Annotated in this window: 18 protein-coding genes; 1 reads left to right on the top strand and 17 read right to left on the bottom strand. The window is 73.2% G+C overall.

What is annotated here, in order from left to right; all coding sequences use genetic code 11:
• Positions 1-336: 336 nt before the first annotated feature.
• The 14 genes from C8E87_RS27305 to C8E87_RS27240 form a co-directional block, all read right to left on the bottom strand.
• The gene (locus C8E87_RS27305; protein ID WP_239080355.1) at positions 337-1,239 is read right to left on the bottom strand and encodes a hypothetical protein; all 903 of its coding nucleotides are present in this window, start codon (positions 1,237-1,239) and stop codon (positions 337-339) included.
• An 896-nt stretch (positions 1,240-2,135) separates the two neighbouring features.
• Positions 2,136-2,696: an NUDIX domain-containing protein gene (locus C8E87_RS27300; protein ID WP_133877110.1), complete on the bottom strand. Its 561-nt coding sequence runs from the start codon at positions 2,694-2,696 to the stop codon at positions 2,136-2,138.
• 17 nt (positions 2,697-2,713) lie between these two features.
• Positions 2,714-4,393, bottom strand: a complete 1,680-nt coding sequence (pyrG, locus tag C8E87_RS27295) for a CTP synthase (protein WP_133875736.1) — start codon at positions 4,391-4,393, stop codon at positions 2,714-2,716.
• A gap of 141 nt (positions 4,394-4,534) precedes the next feature.
• Positions 4,535-6,760, bottom strand: coding sequence for a hypothetical protein (locus tag C8E87_RS27290; protein WP_239080356.1), 2,226 nt, complete (start codon positions 6,758-6,760; stop codon positions 4,535-4,537).
• A gap of 1 nt (position 6,761) precedes the next feature.
• Positions 6,762-7,865 (bottom strand): glycosyltransferase family 4 protein, encoded by a 1,104-nt coding sequence (locus C8E87_RS27285; RefSeq protein WP_133875735.1) that lies wholly within the window; start codon positions 7,863-7,865, stop codon positions 6,762-6,764.
• An 11-nt stretch (positions 7,866-7,876) separates the two neighbouring features.
• A complete protein-coding gene (gene murJ / locus C8E87_RS27280; protein ID WP_133875734.1) occupies positions 7,877-9,448 on the bottom strand; it encodes a murein biosynthesis integral membrane protein MurJ in 1,572 nt (523 codons plus the stop codon).
• A 25-nt stretch (positions 9,449-9,473) separates the two neighbouring features.
• Positions 9,474-10,304: a hypothetical protein gene (locus tag C8E87_RS27275; RefSeq protein WP_133875733.1), complete on the bottom strand. Its 831-nt coding sequence runs from the start codon at positions 10,302-10,304 to the stop codon at positions 9,474-9,476.
• A gap of 25 nt (positions 10,305-10,329) precedes the next feature.
• Complete coding sequence (locus tag C8E87_RS27270) at positions 10,330-11,283, bottom strand: copper transporter (RefSeq protein WP_133875732.1); 954 nt, start codon at positions 11,281-11,283, stop codon at positions 10,330-10,332.
• A 16-nt stretch (positions 11,284-11,299) separates the two neighbouring features.
• A complete protein-coding gene (gene steA / locus C8E87_RS27265; RefSeq protein WP_133875731.1) occupies positions 11,300-12,478 on the bottom strand; it encodes a putative cytokinetic ring protein SteA in 1,179 nt (392 codons plus the stop codon).
• A 121-nt stretch (positions 12,479-12,599) separates the two neighbouring features.
• Entirely contained in the window at positions 12,600-14,330 is a 1,731-nt protein-coding gene (gene recN / locus C8E87_RS27260; protein WP_133875730.1) for a DNA repair protein RecN, read from the bottom strand.
• A gap of 44 nt (positions 14,331-14,374) precedes the next feature.
• Entirely contained in the window at positions 14,375-15,268 is an 894-nt protein-coding gene (locus C8E87_RS27255; protein ID WP_133875729.1) for an NAD kinase, read from the bottom strand.
• Positions 15,265-16,125 (bottom strand): TlyA family RNA methyltransferase, encoded by an 861-nt coding sequence (locus tag C8E87_RS27250; protein ID WP_133875728.1) that lies wholly within the window; start codon positions 16,123-16,125, stop codon positions 15,265-15,267. The genes C8E87_RS27255 and C8E87_RS27250 overlap by 4 nt, the downstream gene beginning before the upstream one ends.
• A 20-nt stretch (positions 16,126-16,145) precedes the next feature.
• Positions 16,146-16,412, bottom strand: coding sequence for a hypothetical protein (locus tag C8E87_RS27245; RefSeq protein WP_133875727.1), 267 nt, complete (start codon positions 16,410-16,412; stop codon positions 16,146-16,148).
• A 3-nt stretch (positions 16,413-16,415) separates the two neighbouring features.
• A complete protein-coding gene (locus C8E87_RS27240; protein ID WP_438866149.1) occupies positions 16,416-17,375 on the bottom strand; it encodes a phasin family protein in 960 nt (319 codons plus the stop codon).
• A gap of 108 nt (positions 17,376-17,483) precedes the next feature.
• Here C8E87_RS27240 and C8E87_RS27235 point away from each other — a divergent pair, with 108 nt between their 5' ends.
• A complete protein-coding gene (locus C8E87_RS27235; protein WP_133875726.1) occupies positions 17,484-17,819 on the top strand; it encodes an alkyl sulfatase C-terminal domain-containing protein in 336 nt (111 codons plus the stop codon).
• A gap of 4 nt (positions 17,820-17,823) precedes the next feature.
• Here the strand turns inward: C8E87_RS27235 and C8E87_RS27230 are convergent, their stop codons facing one another.
• The 3 genes from C8E87_RS27230 to C8E87_RS47000 are packed head-to-tail and all read right to left on the bottom strand — an operon-like array spanning position 17,824 to position 24,260.
• Entirely contained in the window at positions 17,824-20,406 is a 2,583-nt protein-coding gene (locus tag C8E87_RS27230; RefSeq protein WP_133875725.1) for an ATP-binding protein, read from the bottom strand.
• A gap of 30 nt (positions 20,407-20,436) precedes the next feature.
• Positions 20,437-21,444, bottom strand: coding sequence for an HAD-IIA family hydrolase (locus tag C8E87_RS27225; protein ID WP_133875724.1), 1,008 nt, complete (start codon positions 21,442-21,444; stop codon positions 20,437-20,439).
• Positions 21,441-24,260: a tetratricopeptide repeat protein gene (locus C8E87_RS47000; RefSeq protein ID WP_438866147.1), complete on the bottom strand. Its 2,820-nt coding sequence runs from the start codon at positions 24,258-24,260 to the stop codon at positions 21,441-21,443. The genes C8E87_RS27225 and C8E87_RS47000 overlap by 4 nt, the downstream gene beginning before the upstream one ends.
• Between the last annotated feature and the right edge of the window lie 23 nt (positions 24,261-24,283).

The following is a 24,283-nucleotide window of genomic DNA, read 5'->3' as shown; positions in this document are numbered from 1 at the left end:
CGGTACGCCGCTCTTCCCGGCACGCCGCACCGGGCCCGGAAGTGGGCCGCTCGCGCTGAAGCCCGGCAGCGACCAACTCCCCCGTGTGAAGGACGCCGTGCGGGACGGACAGACTGCGGCGGACACAAAGAAGCGGCGGTGTGGGCCGGGATCGTCCCCACACCGCCGCCGTCTTTGCCGGGCCTGTTTCCTGGACGGGGTGACCGCCCTGGGCCCCGAGCCGTCTACTTGTCGGACGTGGTCACCGCGCCCTCGGCCCCGTCTACCTCTCGGACGTGGTGACCGCTTCCGCGACTCGCCTACCTTCCGGACGAGGTGACCGCTTCCGCGACTCGTCTACTTCTTGGACTTGGTGGCCGCGCCCTCGGCGCCGGACTCGTTGCCCGCGCCTGCTTCGTCGCCCGCCCCGGCCTCTTCGCCGGCGCCGGCTTCCTCGCCTTGACCGGCTTCCTCACCGGCACCCGCGTCCTCGCCGGCACCCGCGTCCTCACCCTGACCGGCGTCGCCACCGGCGCCGGCCACGACCGCCTTGGCGTCGGCCAGAGCCAGGCACGCCTGCAGGAAGCTCTGCTGGGCGGAAGTCACGGCCCGAGCAGCCGCGTCGGCAGCGGCGTCACCAGCGCCGGCGTCCTCGCCCGCTTCCTCGCCGGCACCGGCCTCTTCACCCTGGCCGGCTTCCTTGCCCTTACCGGCCTCCTCGCCCTTCCCACCGGCTTTGCCCTTACCGGCCTCGCCCGCCTTCTCGGCGGCACGCGCCTTCAGGGCCTTGACGTACTTCTTGGCCAGCGCCTTGTTCTTGGCCTTGGCCGCCTTGGAACCGGCTGCCGCTTCCTCGCCGGCTCCCGCTTCCTCACCAGCACCGGCTTCCTCGCCCGCACCGGCTTCCTCGCCCGCGCCGTTCTCGACCGCTGCCACGTCGGCCGCGAACGTGTCGCAGGCCGCCTCCAGCGCCGCCGCCGAGGCTGCGGCCGCATCGCCGGGGGCCTGCTGCTCGACCGGCGCCAGCTCTTCGCCGTCGCAGACGACCGCGCCCGCGTTGACCTGCACGTCGGCGCAGTTGGACACGTCGAACTGCTGGCCGTCGACGGTCACCAGGTCCACGGCTTTGGTCTCGGTGCTGGCCGAGGCCAGTTGGACGCCGGTCACGCCCAGGGCAACGACCACGCCGGCCACTGCGATCGCGCCGATCGTCTTCCGCCGGTTTCCCTCGCTGGGACGTCGGTACTTGCGGGACCTCATGACCACTCCTCGTCGTTTGGACGTCGATGTCACCGGTGCTGCGGGCCAGTACGGGTCCCGAGGGCCGCCCGGTTCAACCGCCCCACGCCCCCCGGCCCGGAAATCGCCCCGTAACAACGGCATATCCGCAGGTCAGAACCCTGCTAGAAAATCTTGGAAATTAGTCCCAATGCACCGATCCGGACGAGTCCGACAGCCCACCCCGACCCACCGGAACCGAACGCGCCTCACCGAACCGTGACCAAGGCCATCGTCGACCCGTCAACCGCCGCGTACCGGTTCCTGATCCAGCGGGCCGTCGGATCGGGGCGATGGCGTCGCCACGCCGGGTGGGCGACAACCGAAGGCGACAGGGGGATGCGGGATGCACGCGCGAGAGCGGGCGATGCGAGGGCGAACGGGAAACGCCCGATCGGCGGCGGGAAACAGCGCGAAATGGTTCCCCCGAACGGCCGGAAACGGCGGACGCCAGGCGCATTCGAGCCGTCTGAAAAACGGCGCCGCCATCACCGAAAGGTAGATTGCCGGGAGCAGAAACCCACGGGAACATGATCGGCGTAAGTCCACAGTGGTGAGGGTCGAAACCGTTGCGGCGCAACGGAAACGCGACCCGTCAGAAGGGAAACACCACTGGCCGGGAGGGGCTTTATCGGCGTCCGGCTGGGGGTGGCGCCGATAAATGGCGATGAACGCGGGCCGGTGGCGGCCGGTCCGTGTTTCCACCGCCTCGGGAAGCGGATTCCCGAGGCGGCTCCCCGCGGCCCCGCATCATCGTGCGGAACCGCCGAGCCCGATCAGCAGGCAGAAGCGCTCAGCCGGATCAGCAGGCAGAACCGCCGAGGCCAATCAGCAGGCAGAAGCGCCAGCCGGATCAGCAAGCAGACCCGCCAGCTGGATCAGGAAGCGGGCCGCAGCGTGGCCCACCCCTCGTCGCGGGCGCGAGCCGCGGCGAGCAGGCCACCCACGGCAGCGGCGTTCGTGATCTCCCCGCGGAAAACCATCGCCACGGCCTCGTCGAGGTCGATCCGCGCCACTTCGAGGTCGGCTTCCTCGTCCGCACGCTCGAACCTCGACTCGTCCGGCACCGAGCTCAAATCCCGGGCCAAAAAGATCCGGATCGTCTCGTCGGAAAATCCCGGCGACGTGAACAAATCGATCAGCAGGTGGTACTGCCCCGCCTCCAGATCCGCCTCCTCGGCGAGCTCGCGTGCCGCCGTACGGGCCAGATCTTCACCTTCGACGTCGCGCAACCCGGCCGGCAACTCCCACAGCCGCTGCCCCACCGCGTGGCGGTACTGCCGGATCAGCACGACCCGTCCGACCTCGTCGAGCGCGACGACCCCGACCGCGCCCTTGTTCTTCACCACGTCGCGATGCGCGGTACTGCCCGACGACATCGTCACCTCGTCGGTGAAGACCTTGAAGATCGGGCCTTCGTAGCGGGCGACGCGCGACATGACCGAGTGTTCGAAGCTCACGACGGGTCCACCGGCAGCTCGTCGGCCGCCGCGTACTGGATGGCCGCCTTGGCCAGCCCGTCGAACAGCGGGTGCGGGCGGGTGGGCCGGCTTTTGAGCTCGGGGTGGGCCTGGGTCGCCACGAAGTACGGGTGCACCGACCGGTCGAGCTCGATGAACTCGACGAGCCGCCCGTCCGGCGAGGTGCCCGAGAAGACCAGCCCGGCCTCGGCCAGCTTGTCCCGGTAGTCGTTGTTGACCTCGTAGCGGTGGCGGTGGCGCTCGGAGATGTCGGTCGAGCCGTACGCCTCGGCCACGATCGAGCCCTCGGTCAGCGCGGCCGGGTAGGCGCCCAGCCGCATGGTGCCGCCCATGTCGCCCTTGCCTGCCACGATGTCCTCCTGGTCGGCCATCGTGGAGATCACCGGGTACGGGGCACGCTCGTCGAACTCCAGCGAGTTGGCCCCGGCCAGCCCGGCCAGGTGGCGGGCGGCGTCGATGGTCATGCATTGCAGGCCGAGGCAGATGCCGAGGATCGGGATCTGGTTCTCCCGGGCGTACCGGGAAGTGTTGATCTTGCCTTCGATGCCGCGGACGCCGAACCCGCCGGGGATCACGATGCCGTCGACGCCCTTGAGCGCCGCCGCCGCGCCCGCCGTGGTCTCGCAGTCGTCGCTGGGCACCCAGCGCAGCTGCACCTTGACGTTGTTGGCGAACCCGGCCGCACGGATGGCCTCGCTGACCGACAGGTACGCATCGGGCAGGTCGACGTACTTGCCGACCAGCGCGATGGTGATCGTGCGCTTGGGGTGGTGGACCCGGTGCAGCAGGTCGTCCCACTGCGTCCAGTTCACGTCCCGGAAGGACAGACCCAGACGCCGTACGACGTACGCGTCGAGCCCTTCGTCGTGCAGCACCTTGGGGATGTCGTAGATGCTGGGCGCGTCGGGCGCCGCGACCACGGCCTCACGGTCGACGTCGCAGTACAGCGCCAGCTTGTGCTTGAGCTTCTCGGGGATCTCGCGGTCGCTGCGGCACACCAGCGCGTCGGGCTGGATGCCGATGTTGCGCAGCGCCGCCACCGAGTGCTGGGTCGGCTTGGTCTTGAGCTCGCCGGAGGGCGCGAGGTAGGGCACCAGCGAGACGTGCAGGTAGAACACGTGGTCGCGGCCGACCTCGTGGCGCACCTGGCGGATCGCCTCGAGGAAGGGCAGCGACTCCATGTCGCCGACGGTGCCGCCGACCTCGGTGATGACGACGTCGGGCCGGCGGCCGGACTCGTCGGGGTCGGCCATCGCGAAGATCCGCGACTTGATCTCGTTGGTGATGTGCGGGATGACCTGAACGGTGTCGCCCAGGTACTCGCCGCGCCGCTCGCGGGCGATGACCGCCGAGTAGACCTGGCCGGTGGTGACGTTGGCCTTGCCGGACAGCGACCGGTCGAGGAACCGCTCGTAGTGGCCGACGTCCAGGTCGGTCTCGGCGCCGTCCTCGGTGACGAAGACCTCACCGTGCTGGAACGGGTTCATCGTTCCAGGGTCGACGTTCAGGTACGGGTCGAGTTTCTGCATGACGACCCGGAGCCCGCGCGCGGTCAGAAGGTTGCCGAGGCTGGAGGCGGTGAGGCCTTTGCCCAGCGAGGAGGCGACGCCCCCGGTGACGAAAATGTGCCGCGTTTCGCGCGCTGTAGAGGCCAAGGCCCTGCTCCCGTGGTCGTCCGTTTACCGAGGTCGTCCTTTTACCGACGTGCGAACCGGGTCTCGAAGAGCCCCATCCACGGGAGTCCACCGTAACACCTGCGCGCGGGTGTGCCGGGTTCGGGCTGCTCGGGACGCGTGTCAGCCGGGCTGCCGGGTGGTCAAAGCAGGATCTTCGCGCAGCAAAGGCCCACCGGGACCGTCGGTTTCGCCCTCGGGGCGGGTGCGGTCGGCCGCGTGCAGCAGCACCCGCAGCGCGGTCAGCACGGCGATCGGCACCGCGGTGGCCGCGGCCGCCCCGGCGACGCTCAGCGCCGAGCCGTTGAGCATCCCGGCGATCAGCGTCGTCACGGTCACCCCGGCCCCGGCCGCCCGCAGCGCCGGGTGCAGCCCGAAGAGCCGGTTGAGCCCGCCCCACGGCGAGAACTGGCAGAACGCCAGCATCAGGACCCCAGCCACGGCCAGCAGCGTCAGCGGGCTGTCCAGCAGGGCCTGGCCGTTGGCGGCGGCGGTGCGCGACATGGCCGGGCCCGCTGTGCCGTTGAGCAGCTCGGTCAGCACCCGGCCGAGGATGCTCTGCTCGGGCGCCGGGCGGCGCACGTCGAGCAGCGCGAACCCGATCGTCACGCCGAGACCGGCGACGGCGGCCCACGCGAACCGCGGGAACGTCAGCCAGCCCCCGGTGGAGATGGCCGCGGCCACGCAGACCCCGGCGGTCAGGGCGACCGCCCCCACCGGGTCGGCGCCCAGGTAGGGGCTGCCGACCATGACCACGCCGATGCCGCCGAGGAACACCACCACAACCGGGCGCCAGCGCTTGACGATCCACTGCGACAGCGAGCCGGCCAGCACCAGCAGACCGGCCACGAAGACGCCGAGCCCGACCCCGCCGACGCCGGCGTAACGCGCGCCGTAGACCGCCGAATAGCCGGCCACGCCGTTGAGCTGCAACTGGGCCCCGGTGAGCAGGTCCAGCCCGACCACCATGGCGGCGATGCCGGACGCGGCGCCGAGCGGCCACAGCGTACGGGGGTAGCGGGGGGCGAACCGGATGAGCGCGGTGCCGATCGCGATGAACAGCGCCGTGACCGTGCCGAACACCCACGCCGGGTGGGCGTTGCGCCACCACGGGGTGGCGTCGGCGACCAGGGCGGCCGGGATGGCCAGCGAGGCGGCGATCAGCGCGAGCTCGAGCGCGGCCACGATCCGCGGCGGCGGCAGGGCCGGGCCGCGGGGCCCGGCGTGCCGGCGGGCGCGCACCATCACCGGCACGGCCAGCAGGAACAGCAGGATCTGCAGGCCGGCCAGGACGGTGAAGAAGATCTCGGCGACCGCGGTCTGGGCGGTCGAGCGGTGGTCGGCGTTGTGCACGCCCAGCATGGCGTCGGCGACGTCGGCCGGGCGGTCCTCGACCACGGTGACGCTGCGCCCGGCGAACAGCCGCTCGGGCAGGGGTTTGCCGAGCGCGGTGAGCACGGTCGGGGCCAGGTCGATCAGCTGCAGGTAACCGTCGCGGCCGGTGCCGGCCGAGGTGAGCCGGCCGCCGTTCCAGCCCTCCCCCTCGGCGATCGCCACGTGCAGCCGGTTGGAGCGTTCGGTGTCCGAGACGCCCGCCACGATCAGCAGCGAGCGCGGCGGGCGGGCGGCCAGCACCCGGGCCAGCGTGGCGTCGGCCGCCTGAGCCTTCCGGCGGCGCTGCTCGCCGCTGCCGGTGACCGAGCCCAGGTCCACGATGCTCAGGTTGCAGTCGGAGAGCAGGCCGTCGCTGTCGGCCGGGAACTCGGGCTGGTATTTGTCGACGCGGCCGAACGGGCGCGCCGCCGCCATGGCCGCGCCCGGCCCGAAGGCGTACGTGCAGCGCACCGACTCGGCCAGGGCGCCGGGCACCGCCCCGTACGGGAGCCGGTCTTGATTGTTCTGCACCACCGAGCGCTGTTCGGTGAGGTTGGCGCCGATGTCGTCGGGCCGGGTCAGCGCCGGTTGGACGGGTTCGCAGACGCGGCCGGTGGTGTGCCGGGGCCAGGCCGCGTAGTTGCCCGCGCCGAGGGTGAGCCACCCGTCGGACGGGCACGTCACCCGCATCGCCGAGCGCACCGACAGCCAGCCGATCGAGCCCTTGGTCGCCTCCTGCCAGAGGGTGGGCGTGCGCTGCGGGTCGAGGTCGTCCCAGCGCAGCCCGGCCGCCCCGGCCAGGATCACGTAGTCGGCGCTGCCCGGGTTGGTGTCGCTGACCGGCCGGATGGTCAGCCCGGCCAGGGCGGCGACGGCGATCAGCACCACCATCAGATGGGGAACCCAGCGCGCGGCCCGGGGACCGTCGGGAGCCGACGGCGGGCGGACGCGGCGCAACCGGTCGAGAGCTTTCACCTCAAGAACCTGTCACTTCGCCGTACGCGGCCCGGACGTCAGCCACCGTGTCGGCCTCCCCCGGCCAGGTGGCGGCCTGCTCGGGCCCCCGGGCGGCGTAATCGGCCCGCAGCTCGGGGTCGGCCAGCATCGCGCGTACGGCGTTGTCGAGCGCGTCCACGTCGTCCGGCGGGATCAGCACGGCCGCGTCGCCGACCAGCCCGGGCAACCCGCCCACGGCCGTGCTGATCAGCGGCACGCCCGATTCCAGGGCCTCCTGGGCGAACAGCTGCCGCGCCTCCCAGTCGCTGGTGATCACGGCCAGGTCGGCCCCGAGCAGCAGGTCGGCCACGTCGTTGCGGCGGCCGAGCAGGTGGAACGGCGCGTGTTTGCGCGAGGCGAGCTGGGCCAGCGCCATGTAGCTGGGACCGGAGCCGGCCACGACGACCACCGGGGCCGGGTCGAGCTCGCGCCAACGGGCCGACGCCTCGATGAGCAGGTCGTAGCGTTTCTGCGGGTGCAGCCGGCCGACTGAGAGGATCAGCGGGGTCTGCGGCGGCAGCCGGAACTCGGCGCGCACAGCCGAGCGGGTGCGCCGGGGCGAGGGCAGGGTGGGCGCGGCGACCGCCCCCAGCCGGGCGTTGCGGGCGCCGAGCTCAGTGGCCCGTTCGACCAGGTCTTCGGAGGCGCCCAGGGTGAGGGTGGCGCTGCGGGCCACGACCCGTTCGACCAGGGCCGAGGCCTGCCCGCGCAGGCCCTTGCGGGACAGCACGGCGTTGTGCCAGGTGACCACGAGCGGGGCCCCGGAGCGGGCGAGCTGGGCGACGAACCCGGCCCGGAAGCCGTGGGCGTGCACGACGTCGGGCCGGGCGGCGGCCAGGGCGCTGCGCAGCTGGCGGACCGCCCCGGCGTCCTGCGGGCCGGGACTGGCCGGGATCTCGACGGCGGCGAAGGCCGCGCCGGCGGCGGTGAAGCCGAACAGCTCGTCGGTGGCCGACGGGCCGCACACCAGCACGTCGCAGCCCGCCGCGACCAGGCCGCGGGCCAGTGAGGCGACGTGCTGGCCGACCCCTCCGGTGCTGGAGGCCAGCACCAGAGCCACCGAACCACGCCAGTCGTCGCCCACAGATTCTCCTTCTAGGCCGAGCGGCGCCGCAGCCGGCGGGCCAGCGGCGCCAGGTCGTGCCGGGCCAGTGGGTAGACCACACCCACGAAGACCACGAGCACGGCGAGCCCACCCAATATGCCTTGCACAACGCTGCCGGCAACCTGCGGGGTCGGGCCCAGCAGGTTCCCCAGCCCGGCTGCCACGCCCCACCCGGCGAACGCTGCCAGGCCCCCGGCGAGCACGGTGACCAGCGTGGTGCGGCCCAGCCCGCCCAGCGCGGCGGCCCCGGCGTGCCGGCGTACGGCGAGCACCAGCAGCAGCCCGATGACCGTCATGCCGATGCTGTTGGCCAGGCCCAGCCCGAACACCAGCAGGTGGGGACCCAGCGTCATCAGGGCCAACGCCGAGCCGGCCGCGACCACCCAGCCCACGGCGGCCGCGAACGCCGCGGCGGCCGTCGCGCCCCGGGCGTACAGGGCGCGCGAGAGCAGGGCGAACAACGCGTAGCCGAGCAGTCCGGGCGCGAAACCGACGATGCCGGACGAGGCAGGGGCGGCGTCGAGCAGGACGGCGGCCGGCCCGGCCACCGCGATCAGGGCGGCCGCACCGAGGCCGGCCAGCAGCATCACCGTACGGGCGGTGGCCGACAGCGCCTCGCGGTACGCCGGTTCGTCGCCCTGAGCGGCGGCGGCCGACAGGCTCGGGTAGACGGCCGTCGCCACCGGCACGGCCAGCACCGCCCACGGCAGCAGGAAGACCGTCTGCGCCGCGTTGTAGCGGGTCAGGTCGCCGTTGTCGCCGGTGGCGAGGGCGATCGCCGTGATCGTCATCAGCTGCTGCGAGCCGACGGTGACGGCGCCGGCCCAGCCCAGCCGGACCGCGCGGCGGCCCGCGTCGCCGGGGAAGCGCAGGGCCGGGCGCAGCCGCAGCCGCAGCCGGCGCAGCGGGATGAGCAGGCACAGCGCGAGCACGACCACGCCGCAGGTGGTGCCGACCGACAGCAGCAGCTCGCCTGTGCGGGTCAGGCCGGTGAACCCGGTCCCGGCGCCGTCGACGGCCGCGTACGACAGGTAGGCGCCCATCACGGTCACGCTGGACAGCAGCGGGGCGATCACCGGCCAGGCGAACCGGTGGTGGGCCTGCAGCACGCCGGTGAGCACGATCCCGACCCCGTACAGGGGAAGTTGAGGCGCGAAGACGCGCAGCATGCTCGCGGCGGTCTGCTGGTGGGCGGCCGGCACGTCGAACAGCCCAGCGATCGGGCCGGCCAGCAGCGCGACCAGCACAGCCAGCGGCACGAGCAGCACCAGCACCCAGGTGAGCAGGGCCGACGACACGGCGTTGACCCGCTCGCGGTCACCGGCCGCGACCGCCCCGGCCAGCAGCGGCACCACCAGGCCGGCCAGGGCTCCTCCGGCGACCAGCTCGAAGACGATGTTGGGGATCGTGTTGGCGGCGTTGTAGATGTCGCCCAGGCCGCCGTCGCCGACGGTGTGCAGGAAGACGAAGGTGCGCCCGAACCCGGCGATGCGGGCCAGCACCGTCAGGACGGTGATCAGCGCCGCGGCCCCGGCGATCTTCGCCGCGGGAGCCCGGGTCAAACCGCGACCGCTTCTTTCAGGCCGGTCACGACGGCCCCCGGCGGCCCAGCTCGTCGAGGCGGCGCAGCCACGGCGTGTCCTGGATGACCTGGGTGAAGCTGACCTTTTCGCTGGCCGCGGTGAGCGCGCCCAGCACGGTCAGCGCGGCCAGCCGACCGGCTGGGCCGCTGCGGGCCACCAGCGCGACGCCGAGCAGCGCGCCCAGCGCGTTGGCGCCCGCGTCGCCCAGCATGATCTCTTCGCCCAGGTCGTCGGGGAGCAGCGCCGCCGAGGCGCCCAGCGTGCCCGCCGCGACCCCGCCGCGGCGGCCCAGGGCCAGCGGCGCGCCGACGACCACACCGGCCTTGATGGCCCGCCCGGGGCGCAGGTCGAGCAGGTTGACCAGGTTGGCCATTCCCGCGATGACGCCGGCGCCGAGCAGCACGTCGGCGGCCCGCCCGCCCCTGCCCGGCCGGTCGCTGCCGATCAGCGCGCTCGCCACCAGCCCCGCCGCGCCCACCCCGGCGATCTTGACCAGGCCGCTGGTGACCCGGCCCTCACGCAGCGCGCCCAGGTGTCCGGCGAAGCCCTTGGCCGCCTTCTGCTCGGGGCGGTTGCCGGCGATGTCGTCGTAGAGCCCGACCGCACCCGAGACCGCCCCGGCGGTGACCGCCGCCGCGGCGAGCCGGCCGCTGCCCGCGCCGAGCGCCGCGGCCGTGGTCGCGCCGGCGGCCAGCGCCGGCCCACCGGCCAGGGTGACCGTCCGTCCGTGGAAGTTGGTGCGCTCGAGCGCACCCGCGTGCTGGTCGCGGCGGATCCAGGCGAGCGCGGCCCGGGCGACGGCCGCGCCGGTGCCGAACGAGCGGAGGGTAGCCATGGCTGGGAAGTCTAGAGACCCGGCGTCAGGAGGCGGCCTTGGGCACCAGCGACGCCGCGCCGGCGGCCAGCCCGTAGTGGCCGGTCTTGTCGTCGGCCACCCGCTCGACGGTGGCCATGGCCGCCGCGACCTGCCCGTCGGCGGTGCTGGCGTTGTCCACCGTGGAGATCTTTTTGACCAGGGTCGGGTCGCCGCGCACGGCCGAGATCACGTTGCCGTCGCCCACGCCGACCCCGGCGATCACCAGGCGGCGTTCGTTGCTGAACTGGGTGGCCATGGTGACCAGCGACTGGGCCTTCTTCGCGGCGTCCTTGTCGACGGCGGGCGCCCCGGTGATCATCACGGTGGCCTCGGCGCCGCCGGTGGCCTTGTCGTCGACCTCGATGTAGCTGGCCTTGCTGTACGCGGTCAGCACCGCCGTCACGTCACCGGGGGCGGGCTGGGTGGCCGGGGGCGCGCCGGCCAGGGTGGGCCGCTGCAGCAGCGCGAGGGCGAGCTGGGCGCTGGCCGTCTCGACGCCGTCGCTGTTGACCGGCAGCTCGCTGGTGCTGATCGTCGGCTGCGACGTCTCGCTGGCCAGGTCGAGCAGTTCGAGCCCGACGGCCGGGTCGAAGAACTTGTCCTGCACGGTGACCTTCGCCGTGATCGTGGCGCCTGCGACGGTCAGCATCGAGATCACCTTGTCGGCGTACTGGTCGGTGCCGGGCAGCGCCAGCACGGCCAGCTTGCGACCGGCCAGCTTGCCGTTGAGCACGGTCGGCGCGATCTCGGTGGCGAACTCCTGGCTGCGGTTGATCTCGTCGCGGTACTGGTTGATCTCGTCGCGCTTGTTGGACAGGTCCTTGTTGAGGGCGGTGATCTGGCTCTTGAGGTTGTCGGCCAACGGACCGTTGAGCGCGGCGGTGCCCACGACCAGGCCGATGGCCAGGGCCAGGAAGACCGCGGTGAGCGACACCACGTGGTACCGGAAGTTGATCACGACGAAAGCCCCGTAGTCAGAAAAGATGGCCGAGCTGGAAGACCAGATTGTCCCACCACTCGGAAACCACGGTCAGGTACGCCTTGCCGACCGTGGAGACGGCCACCGCCGACGCCATCGCGGCGGTCGCCGAGAGCACGAGCAGCAGCAGGGCCGAGCCGGAGATGTTCTGCTTGTAGAGCCGGCTCACCCCTTTGGCGTCGACCAGCTTGCCACCGACCTTGAGCCGGGTCAGGAACGTCGAGGCCATGCCGCCGCGCCCCTTGTCGAGGAACTCGACCAGGTTGGCGTGGGTGCCCACCGCCACGATCAGGGTGGCGCCCTTGTCGTCGGCCAGCAGCATCGCCAGGTCTTCACTGGTGGCGGCGGCCGGGAAGGTCAGCGCGGCCACGTCGAGCTTGTGCACCCGTTCGAGACCGGGGGCCCGGCCGTCGGGATAGGCGTGCACGACCACCTCGGCCCCGCAGCGCAGCACGTCGTCGGTGACCGAGTCCATGTCCCCGATGATCATGTCGGGGGTGTACCCGGACTCGACCAGCGCGTCGGCGCCGCCGTCGACCCCGATCAGCACGGGCTTGTACTCGTGGATGTAGGGCCGCAGGACGTCGAGATCGTCCTTGTAGTCATAGCCCCGCACGACGATCAGCACGTGCCGGCCGGCGATCCGGGTACGCACGTCGGGCACGCCGACGCCGTCGAGCAGCAGCTCACGCTCCTGCTTCAAGTAGTCCATGGTGTTGGCGGCGAACGCCTCGAGCTGCACCGACAGGCCCTCGCGGGCATCGGCCATCGAGCGGGCCACGGTCTCGGCGTCCTGCCGGACACCGGTGCCGACCGCCTCGCCGTCGAGCAGCACGGTGTCGCCCTCGATGACCACCGAGTCGCCCTCGCTCAGCCGCTCGAAGATCTCCTCGCCGAAGTCGTCGATCAGCACGACGCCGTTCTTGATCAGCACCTCGGGGCCGAGATTGGGGTAACGGCCCGAGATCGACGGCTTCGCGTTGAGCACGGCGGCGACCCCGACGGCGACCAGCGCGTCGGCGGCCACCCGGTCGATGTCGACGTGGTCGATCACGGCGATGTCGCCGGGGCGCAGCCGGCCGGTCAGACGCTTGGTCCGGCGGTCGAGGCGGGCGGTGCCGGCGAGGGCATCGGGATCGGTGCTCCGCGCGCGGCGCAAGGTGGGAAGTCGCATCACGGCCATCCTGACATGCCGAATCACGCGCCTGGCACGCGACATGCGCGATCTCACCCACTAAAGGGGCATTTGCCCCACTCGTTCCTGCCGGTCATGGGGACATGACCGAATTGCCTGCTCAGGCCCTCTTCTCACGCCCGGCCACCGCCAGCAGTTCCTCCGCGTGGGCGATGCCGAGATCGGAATCGGGCAATCCCGCCAGCATGCGCGAGAGCTCCCGGGCACGCTCGGTCTCCTCGACCACCCGCACCCCGCTGGTGGTGATCGCGCCGCCGGTGTCCTTGGCCACCACGAGGTGGCGGTCGGCGAACGCGGCCACCTGCGGCAGGTGGGTCACCACCAGCACCTGGTGGGTGCGCGCGAGCCGCGCGAGGCGCTTGCCGATCTCGACCGCGGCCGTGCCGCCCACCCCCGAGTCGACCTCGTCGAAGACCAGCGTCTCGGGGCCACCGGCGCCGGCGAACACCACCTCGATCGCCAGCATCACCCGGGACAGCTCGCCACCGGAGGCGCCCTTCTGCAGCGGCAGCGACGGGGCGCCCGGATGGGCCAGCAGCCGCAGCTCGACCTCGTCGGCGCCGTCCGGGCCCATCGGCGGCTCGTCCTTGCCGACCGCGCGCGGCACCACGGCGACCTCGACCCGGGCGTGCGGCATGGCCAGGCCCGCCAGCTCGACGCTGACCGCCTCGCTGAACCGGCCTGCCGCCTCGGCCCGCGCCTCGGTGAGCCGGGCCGCCAGCTCGGTCACCTGAGCCTCGAGCCGGCGGCGTTCCTTGTCGAGCTCGTCGAGCAGCTCGTCGGACGAGTCGAGCACGGCCAGTTTGGCGCGCGCCTGCTCGGCCCAGGCGATGACGCCCTCGACGTCGTCGGCGTACTTGCGCGTGAGCCCGCGCAGGGCGGCGCGGCGCTCGTAGATCTGCTCGAGGCGGGCAGGGTCGGCGTCGAGGCTGCTCAGATAGGCCGACAGCTCGGACGAGACGTCACCGACCAGGGTCGCGGCTTCCTCGATGCGCCCGGCCAGCTCGCCCAGCATCGGGTCGACCTGGGCCTGCGCCTCGAGCGTGCGCCGGGCCGTGCCCAGCAGCTGAGTGGCGTCGGGCGTCTCCTCAGTGACCTCGACCCCGCCGGCCAGGGCCTGGGCCGCCAGCGCGGCGGCGACCCGCAAGCCCTCGGCGTGCTCGAGGCGCTGCACCTCGTTACGCAGCTCGTCGTCCTCACCGGGCTGCGGGTCGACCCGGCTGATCTCGTCGAGGCCGAGCTTGAGCAGGTCGGCCTCCTGCGAGCGGGCCCGCGCGTTACGGCGGCGGTCGGCCAGATCGTCGGCCACGGCCCGCCAGCGGGTGAACGCCTCGCGATAGGTGTCGAGCAGTTTCTCGTGCTCGGGGCCGGCGAACCGGTCGAGCGCGGCCCGCTGCTCGGCCGGGCGCAGCAGGCGCAGCTGGTCGGACTGGCCGTGCACGGCCAGCACCCGCTCACCCAGGTCGGTCAGCATCGACACCGGCATGCTGCGGCCGCCCACGTGGGCCCGGGACCGGCCCTCGATGGTGACCGTGCGGCTCAGCAGCACCGAACCGTCGTCGTCGACCTCGCCACCGGCGTCGGACACCCGGGTCGCCACCTCGCCGGCCAGTTTGCCGCCCAGGCGCAGCCGGCCCTCGACCACCGCGCGGCCCGGATCGGCGCGCACCCGCCCGGCGTCGGCCCGGCCGCCGAACAGCAGGCCCAGACCGGTCACCACCATGGTTTTCCCGGCACCGGTCTCACCGGTGATCACGTTCATGCCCGCCGTCAGCCGCAGCGTCGTGTCGTCGATGACGCCGAGCCCGGTGATGCGCAGTTCCTCCAGCACAGGGCAGACAGTATCGGTGCCCCCCGACATTTGCCCACCGGTGGTCACCGCTTGCTGCCGCGCCACCCCTCCACCGGGAGCGCGAACTTGGCCACGAGCACGTCGGTGAATGGCCGCGGTTGCAGGCGAACCAGCCGTACGGGCAGCTCGCCGCGCTCGACGGTGACCTTGGCCCCCGGCGGCAGATCCCAGGTGCGGCGACCGTCACAGCAGAGCACCGCGAAAGAGGTGTAAGGGTCGACCGTCAACGCGAACGACGACGTCGGCGCGGTCACCAACGGCTTGCTGAACAACGCGTGCGCGCTGATCGGCACCAGCAGCAGCGCCTCGACCTCGGGCCACACCACCGGGCCGCCGGCCGAGAACGCGTACGCCGTCGAACCGGTCGGCGTCGCGCAGACCACGCCGTCGCAGCCGTACCGGGCCAGCGGGCGGCCGTCGACGTCGACCAGCAACTCGAGCATCTGGGCCCGCTGCCCCTTCTCGACGCTGACCTCGTTGAGCGCCCACGACTCGGCGATCACGCGGCCGCCGTACTCGGCCCGCACCTCCAGCGTCAGGCGCTCGTCCACCTTGTACGCGCCGTCGACGACGTCCTGAACGGCCTCGTCGAGGTGGTCGATCTCGGCCTCGGCCAGGAACCCGACCTTGCCCAGGTTGATGCCGAGCAGCGGGGCCTTGACCGGGCGGGCCAGCTCGGCGGCGCGCAGGAACGTGCCGTCGCCGCCCATCGCCAGCACGATCTCGACGCCCTCGGCCGCCGCCGGCGTCGGGCCCTCCACCGTGGTCACCTCGGGCGGCAGGTCGAGATCGGCCACCTCCTCGGCGATGACCCGCACCTCGAAACCGGCCGCCAGCAGGTCACGCGCCACCGTACGCGCGTGCTGGGTGCTCTGCCGCCGGCCGGTGTGCGTGACCAGCAGGGCCGAGCGCGTCATGTGTCCTCCAAGGGGGCTGCCGGCTGCTCCGGCCCGGCAGAAGCTACCTTGATCGCGGGCCCGGCGGCGACCACTTCTTCGATCTCCGCACGATCGGCGGCCGGAGCACCCCGGCGGAACCAGACGAAGAACTCGACGTTGCCGCTCGGCCCCGGCAACGGGCTCGCCGCCACCCCGGCCACCCCCAGCCCCAGCTCACCAGCGGCCTGAGCCACGTCGAGCACGGCTTCGGCCCGCAACTGCCAATCCCGTACGACGCCACCCGCGCCGACCCGTTCCTTGCCCACCTCGAACTGCGGCTTGACCATCAGCGCGAGATCGCCGCCGGTGTCCGTGCAGGCGGCCAGGGCGGGCAGCACCAGGCGCAACGAGATGAACGAGAGATCCGCCACAGTCAGGTCGACGAGGCCGCCGATCGACTCGGGCGTGATCGCCCGCACGTTGGTGCGTTCGAACACGACGACCCGCTCGTCGGTGCGGATCGGCCAGGCCAGCTGGCCGTACCCCACGTCGACCGCCACCACCTGCCGGGCGCCTGCGCGCAGCAGCACGTCGGTGAAGCCCCCGGTCGAGGCGCCGGCGTCCAGGCAGCGGCGGCCGGTCACGGCGAGCCCTCGCGGCCCGAACGCGGCCAGCGCGCCGGCCAGCTTGTGGCCGCCGCGTGACACGTACTCGGTCGCCGGGTCGTCGCCGGTGACCACCACCGGGTCGGCCGGGTCGATCATCGCGGCCACCTTGCGGGCCACCGAGCCGCGCACCTGCACGCGGCCGGCCTCGACCAGCGTGGCGGCCTGCTCACGCGAGCGGGCCAGCTTGCGGCGCACCAGCTCGGCGTCGAGACGAGCACGACGAGCCATCAGTTCCTCATGTCCATGTCTCAGCGATCGATGCTCGCCAGGGTCTCCTGGAGAACCTGGTGAGCCGCCTCGTACTCGGCGATCTGCTCGGCCGGGGCCAGACGGGCGGCGTTGGCCAGCGACCGCAGCACCTCGTCGACCGCCGGATGCCCGGTCTGCTCGACGATCCGGCCGGTGGCCTCGTCGACCGCCGGCGGCAGGCTCACCGCCGCGGGCGCGGGCTGCGGCGACGGCGGCGGGCCGGGCCGGAAACCGCCGGGCGGAGGACCCGGCTTGGGGAACGTCATCCGTTACGCCTCCGGGTTCTGCGGCTCGACGAACGAGGGCGCGACGGCCTTGCGCGCCGCCTTGCGAGCCGGCGCCTTCTTGGCCGGCGGCAGCTCGGTGGCGGCCGCGGCCTCCTTCACCGGGGTGGTCGGCGCGTCAGCCGTGCCGGCCGGGGCGGGCGGGGTCGTCTTCTTCGCGACCGCCTTTCTGGCGGCGGTCTTGCGGGCCGGGCGAGCGCCCTGCGACTCGGCCCGCTCAGTGGCCGGTGCGGCCTTCGCGGTCGCCCGCACCTCGGCCGGGATCACCTCGTCGGGCGGCGGAACGGCCTTGGCGGGCGCCTTTTTGGCCACCGCCTTCTTTGCCACGGCCTTCTTCACCGGCTTTTCCGCGGGAGCCGCCATCTCCGCGGCGGCCGCCTTGTTCGCCGGGGCAGCCTTCTTCGCTGGGGCAGCCTTTGTCGCCGGAACCGCCTTGGCCGCCGGAACCGCCTTTGCCGCAGGCTCCGCGACCGGTGCGATGTTCGCGGGCGGCGAGGCCGGGCCGGTGCCCGCCGAGGGCATCTTGTTGGGGGCGGCCTTCTTCGCCACCGCCTTCTTCGCCACCGTCTTGCGCGGCAGCGGCGCCGGCTCGTCGACCCGGGCGCCGCCGACACCCTCGCTGGGCGTGCTGCCCGGCGCCCGCGCCTCGGCCTCCCGGAGCTGACGTTCCAGATCCCGTACGCGGGTGGTCAGCTCGGTGACCTCATCGGCGGTGGCCAGCCCCACCACGCCGAGCGCCTTGTCGACCTCGTAGCGCACGATGTTCGTGAGCGCCTCACGGTTGGCCATGCCGGCCGACAGCAGATCGTCGACCAGCCCCTGCAGCTGCGCGGCCGTGGCCCCGCCCCGGTTGACCAGTTCGCCCGCCACCTTCTGGGCACGCTTGCGTGGTGCTTCGGTCAGTCCGAGCGCCATCTCCAGATACGCCCGCCATGCGTCCGGCATGTTCCGCTCCTCTCGCGGCTCTTCGGGTGCAACGCTACCGGGCGGTTGGGAGGAGTTCGTGAGGTACGGTGCGGTACGCCGACCGCATGTCGCGAGGAAAGGGGTCCGATGGCCACGGTGGACGAGTGCCGGCAGGCGCTGCACGGCCTTGCCGCACGGCTCGAGCGCAACGCGGAGACGCGCGGCAAACTCGATTTCGACCGCACGCTGGCGTGCCGCGTGCCCGATCTCGAAACGGCCTTCCACGGCCGGCTGTCGGGCGGCCTGTTGACCGACATCGCCGACGGCGACGACCCCAACGCCAAGATCGCCCTGATCGCCGGCAGCGACGACCTCGTCGCCCTGGTCGCCGGCCGGCTCGACGTCACCCGCGCGGTGGCCTCCGGCCAGGTGAAGGTCAAGGCGAACCCGTTCGACCTGCTCAAGCTGCGCAAACTGCTCTGACGGCTCAGGCGCCCGCCCCCGGGTCACCACCGAGCCCGCCCGCCTCGGCCCGCAGCTCACTCGCCTCGGGCCAGCCCAGCCCGCCGTAGAGCGCGGCCGCGCGGTCGTAATGCGTCCGCGCGGCGGAAAGGTCGCCGAGCGCGCGGTGAGCGCGCCCGAGCCCCGCATGGGCACGGGCGTGCTGGTCCGGCATGCCGATCTCGACGGCGATGGCGTGCGCCGCCGCGTGCTGGGTCACGGCCTCGGCCGAATGTCCCGTGGCCCCGGCCGCCTCGCCGAGCCCGTTGCGCACCCACGCCTCGCTGTCGGAGTCACCCAGCTCCCGGAAGATGCCCAGCGCCCGCCGGTAGTGCTCGGCGGCCCGCTCGGGCTCACCCATGCGCAGGTACAGCGACCCCAGCTCGTCGAGCACCCCGCCCTCGCCGCCGCGGTTGCCGAGTTGCCGGTGCAGGGCCAGCGCCTGCCGCAGGTGCTCGTCCGAGGGCCCGTACGCCCCGGCCTTGGCCTCGACCACACCGAGGCCGTGCAGCATGTGCGCCTCCCCGATCCGGTCGCCCACCTCGCGGCACAACGGCAGCGCCCGCGCGTAGTGCCCGACGGCCTCCTCGTAACGGCCCGACCGTTGCGCCAGCAGTCCGAGGCTGCCCAGCTGGCTGGCCTCCCCGACGCGATCGCCGACCAGCCGGTACAGGGCCAGACCCCGCCGGTGCTGCTCCGCCGCCGCCGGATAGTCGCCGGCCCGCTTCGCGATGATGCCCAGGTTCCCGACGACCCGCGCCTGCCCCTCGGTGTCGCCGGCCCGCCGGAACAACTCCAGGGCCTGCTCGGAGTGTTCGCTCGCCGGCCCGTAGCGGCCCAGCCGCATGCAGGCGATGGCCAGGTTGGCCAGGGCGTGCGCCTCGGCCGGGCCGTCGGCGAGGCGGCGGGCGGCCTGCACGGCGTGCCCGTGCAGGGTCAGACCGTCGTGGTAGTAACCGCCGTCGAGATAGCGAAAGAGGGCCCGGGCCAGCCGCACCGTGTGACCGGGCCAGCCGTGCGTGGCGGTGTGCGCGGCGATGGTCACCAGGGTCGGCCGTTCGGTGTCGAGCCACGGCACGGCGACGTCCTCCTCGCCCAGCGCGGGCAACGGCGTGCCGATCGTGGGCGCCGGCGGCCGGCGGTGCGCGTCCCCGGGATGCACAGTGTCCAGGGCCGCGCCCACTGCGGCCAGGTAGTAGTCGAACAGCCGGGTCAGGGCGGCACGACGATCGGCCGGGCGTTCCTCCTCGACGGCGCGGACGGTGGCGTAAGCGCGTACGAGGTCGTGAAAGGTGTATCGGCCCGGCGCGGACTGCTGCAGCAGGTGGTCGGCGCACAACTGGTCCAGCCCCGCGCGGGCGGCGCTCTCGTCGACACCGGTCAGAGCCGAGACCCCGTACGGGTCGAGGTCGTGACCCGGGTGCAGGGCGGCCAGTCGCAGGAGACGGCGCTGCTCGGCGGGCAGGTGCCGATAAGACAGGTCCAGGGCGAGCTCGACCCCGTCGTCCAGCCGCTGGTCGCGGTGCCGCTCGTCGAGCCGCTCGGCGTGGTCGGTCAGCGTCCAGCCCGGTGTGCCACGGATGTGCGCGGCGACCAGGCCCAGCGCGAGCGGCAGGTGCCCGCAGCGACGGGCGATGCGGGCCGCGGCGTCGGCGTCTGGCCCGATCGGCACGTCCGGCACCGCGTCGGTCAGGAACGAGACGGCCTCGTACGGGCGGAAGACGTCGAGGTTGAGCCGGGTCGCCGAACGCAGGCCGGGCAGGCTCCGGCGGCTCGTGACCACGGCGAGGGACCCGGACGTGGCGGGCAGCAGCGGGCGCACCTGTTCGGCGGTGGCCGCGTCGTCCAGCACCACCAGCGCGCGGGTTCCGGCCAGCCGGTCGCGATAGAGCGCGCTGCGGTCCGCCAGCTCGTGCGGGATCTGCTGGCCGGGCACACCGAGCAGGCGCAGGAAGCCGTCGAGCACCGCCGACGGGTCGGCCGGGGGCTGCGCCGGATCGGGATGGAACCCGCGCAAATTGACGAACAACACCTGCTCGTACGCTCGTTCGCGGCACAACTGGTGTCCGAGGTGGACGGCGAGCTGCGTCTTGCCGACCCCCGCCATGCCCTCGACGGCCGAGATGACCACGGTGTCACCGGCCGCCCGCTTGTCCGGTGCGGCCCGGCGCAGCCGCTCGAGTTCGGCGTCGCGTCCGGTGAACCGCGGTGACGGAGGTGGGAGGAAATCCTGCACCCGAACCTGGGCGGCGGCTTCGGACTCGCCGAGCACGACCCGCAGGGCCTGCCGCCACCGCGCCACGTAACCCTCGTCGGGGTGCAGCGCCTGGACGACGGCCAGCACCAGGTCGGTGTTGAGCCGCCGGCGGCCCAGTTTGAAACAGTCGACCAGCGTCGACTTGCGGGTCAGGTCACCGGCCGGACGCCCCGCGGACACCCACGCGGCGTTGACCCGGGTCGTGATCGTGTCGTACGACGGGTCGCCGGCCCACGCCTTCAGCGACCGCAACACCCCGATCAGGTCGTCGAGGGTCCGGGCTCGGCCGGGGTCGGCGGGTTCCCCGGTCATGGGCGGATCGTACGGACGCCCCTGGGCCTTTCACAAACCCCAGGAGGACAGGAGCTCGCGTGCCGCGTCCGAGGCGCCACTGACGGCGGCAGGCGCGACACCGTCCCAAGTGGCCGCACAGAGCAGGCGCAGAGCCACGACCGGGTCGCCCGAGCCGTCCAGCGTGGCCGAGCCGCCGTCGCGTGACACCCGCCAGCCACCCGCCTCGCCGGCGCGCAACGGCAGAGCCGCGTCCTCCGCCGGGCGGAACAGGCCCGACAGGTCGGCCGCCACGAAGGTGGGACGCCGGCCCGGCTCGGCCGACAGCAGGTCGGCCGGGCCGCTCACCCCGGTCAGCACCAGCAGACTGTCCACACCGGCGGTGACCGCGCCCTGAATGTCGGTGTCGAGCCGGTCCCCGACGACCAGCGGCCGCTCGGCGTGCGACAGCGCGGCCGCCGTGGTGAACAGGGCCGGTTCCGGCTTGCCGACCACCAGGTCGGGTCCGCGGTCGAGGGCGGTGCGCAGCACGGCGACCAGCGACCCGTTGCCGGGCAGCGGGCCGCGCGGGCTGGGCAGGGTCCGGTCGGTGTTCGTGACCACCCACAGCGCGCCGGCCCGCACGGCCAGCGACGCCTCGGCCAGAACGCGCCACCCCACCTCGGGGCCGTAGCCCTGCACCACGGCGACCGGCTCGTCGTCGAGCGACTCGACCGGGGTCAAGCCGGCCTCGGTCACCTCGGCCCGCAGCGCGTCCGCACCCACCACCAGCACCGGCGAACCGGCGGGCAGCTTGTCGGCGAGCACGGCGGCCGCGGCGCCGGCCGAGGTGAGCACCTCGGCCGGCCGGGCCGGCACACCCATGCCGGTCAGCAGTTCGGCCACCTCCGCGGCGCGGCGTGACGCGTTGTTGGTCGCGTACGCCACCGCGGTGTTCCGCTCGTGCAGCCGCTCGACCGCCTCGGGAGCGCCGGCGATCGGCTTGTCGATCAGGAAGACGACGCCGTCGAGGTCGAAGACGACCAGGTCGTAGCCGCCGGCCAGATCGTCGCCGCTCACGCCTGCGGGCTCTTCGGTTCGTGCTCGGTCCCGCTGACGAACTCGTCGCCGGCGGTCTTGCCGTCCTGGTCGCCCGCCTTCTCGTCCTTCACGACGCCGGCGTCGGTGTCCTCGTCGGCCTTCCCGTCCTCGTCGGCCTTCGCGTCCTCGTCGGCCTTCGCGTCCGCGAGCTCCTCGGCGTCGGCTTCGAGTTCCTCGGCCACGTCCTCGACTGCCACCGGGTCGGTGTTGACGTCGGTCTCCGCCACATCGACCGGCTCGTCACCCTCGCCGTCGACCGCGACCGGCTCGGTCACACGGTCGTCGTCCTCGTCATCGTCATCGTCATCCTCGTCGTCCTCGCCGGCTCCGAACTCGGCGCTCTCGACGCGGCGGACCTGCGGCTCGTCATCCTCGTCGTCCGCGTCGTAGTCGTCGTCCTCGTCCTCGTCGAGGCCGGCGCGCGGCTCGTCGTCGTCCTCGAACTCGTCCTCTTCCTCGTCCGCGGTCGTGCCGGTCTGCTCGTCGGACACGGACGGCTCGAACTCCTCGTCCTCGATCGTCACGCCGTCGAGCTCGAGCAGCCGCTCGGCCGCGTCGGTCAGACCCTCGTCGTCGGCCGCCGCGGCCCGGGTGAACCAGTCCCGCGCCTCCTCCCGCCGGCCGGCGGCCAGCAGGGCATCCGCGTACGCGTAACGCAGCCGCGCCGCCCACTCGGCGTCCTCGTCCGCCGTCAGCTCCCGCACCTGCAGCATCGCCACCGCCGCCTCGTGCTGCCCGAGGTCACCGCGGGCGCCGGCCGCCACGATCAGCAGCTCGATGGCGCCGCTCTTGTCCATCTTCTCGATGTCGGCGCCGCGGAACAGGTCGATGGCCCGCTCGGGACGGCCCAGCGCGCGCTCGCAGTCGGCCAGCTCGGCCAGGTGCGTCTGCCGCCCGGTCATCCGGTGGTAGGTGCGCAGCTCGGCGATCGCGGTCGTCCAGTCCCCGGCCGCGTACGCCGCCAGGCCCACGGCCTCCCGCACCACGGCGATCCGCGACGCGAGGCGCCGGGCCGCGATGGCGTGCTGCAGCGCGAGCTCGGAGTCCTCGTCGATGATCTGACCGGCCGCCACGAGGTGCCGGGCGACCTTGTCGGCGATGTCCTTGGCCAGCGTCAGCAGCTCGGAACGCACCTCCTTGTCGAGGTCGGCCGCCTCGATCTCCTCGGGGATCTCGGGCGCCTGGAAAGCCTGCGGGTCGTCGTCGCGGGCCGGGTGCCGGTCGTCCCGGTCGTCACGCACCCGCGGACGGTCGTCCCGGTCGCGGAACCCGCCGTCGCGCGGGCCTCGGTCGTCCCGGTTGAAGCCGCCCCCGCGGGGACCCCGGTCGTCGCGGTCCCGGAAGCCACCCTGGCGCGGCCCACGGTCCTGGTAGCCGCCGCGATCCTGGCCGCCGCGGTCCTGATAGCCGCCACGGTCACGGTCACCGCCACGGAACCCGCCGCGGTCGCCCTGGGGCCGGTCGCGGAACGGCCGGTCGCCCTGCGGACGGTCACGGAAGCCGCTGCCACCCCGGTTGCCGGGCCGGTCGCCGCCCTGCGGACGGTCACCACCACGGAACCCGCCACGGTCGCCCCGGTCCTGATAGCCGCCACGGTCACGGTCGCCGCCACGGAACCCGCCGCGGTCGCCCTGGTAGCTGCTCCGCGCGCCGCCGGCGTCACGGTCGCCGCCCTGCCGGTCATCCCGGTTCTGGTAGCCGCCACGGTCCTGATAGCCGCCCTGCGGACGGTCGCCCCGGCTCTGGTAGCCACCACCGTCACGGTCGCCGCTCCGGAAGCCGCCACCCTGGGGACGGTCGCCACCACTGCGGTAGCCGCCACCCTGCGGACGGTCGCCACCACTGCGGTAGCCGCCACCCTGCGGACGGTCGCCACCACTGCGGTAGCCGCCACCCTGCGGACGGTCGCCACCACTGCGGTAGCCGCCACCCTGCGGACGGTCGCCACCACTGCGGTAGCCGCCACCCTGCGGACGGTCGCCGCCACGGAACCCGCCACGGTCGTCCCGGCCCTGGCCCCGGTCTTGGTAGCCGCCCCGATCGCGGTCGCCGCCACGGAAGCCACCGCCCTGGGGACGGTCACCCCGGTCCTGGTAACCACCCCGGTCACGGTCACCACCACGGAACCCACCACGGTCCTGGTAACCACCGCGGTCGCCGCCCGAGTAACCGCCGCGGTCACGGTCGCCACCGCTGCGGAAGCCGCCACCCTGGGGACGGTCACCGCGATACCCACCGCCCTGGGGACGGTCACCACCGCTGCGGAAGCCGCCACTTTGGGGACGGTCACCGCGATACCCGCCACTCTGGGGACGATCACCACCGCGGAATCCGCCACGGTCGCCGCCCGAGTAGCCACCACGGTCACGGTCGCCGCCGGTCACGCCACGGCGGTCGCCGCTCTGGTAGCCGCCGCGGTCGCGGTCACCACCGCGGAAACCGCCACGGTCGCCGCCCGAGTAACCACCACGGTCACGGTCGCCGCCACGGTCGCCGCCCTGCGGACGGTCGCCGCCGCCACGGTAGCCACCCCGGTCACGGTCACCACCCCGGAAACCGCCACGGTCGCCGCCCGAGTAACCACCACGGTCACGGTCGCCGCCACGGAAGCCACCGCGGTCGCCGCTCGAGGAGCCCCGGTCGCGGTCGCCGCCACGGAAGCCGCCCCGGTCTCCGCGGTCTCCCCGCTCCCGGTCGCCCCGGAAACCGCCACGGTCTCCGTCGCGGCCGCGGCCGCCTTGGCGCTCGTTGTCGCGGGGGCCGGAGCCGCCGTCATCCTGCGGTCCAGTAGTCACGGATCAATCCTTCCGGTACGGCC

This window comes from Paractinoplanes brasiliensis (genome assembly GCF_004362215.1).
Taxonomy (GTDB): Bacteria; Actinomycetota; Actinomycetes; order Mycobacteriales; family Micromonosporaceae; genus Actinoplanes; species Actinoplanes brasiliensis.
Note: the sequence above shows the minus strand (reverse complement) of the source record. Positions and strands in the feature narration are given on the sequence as shown.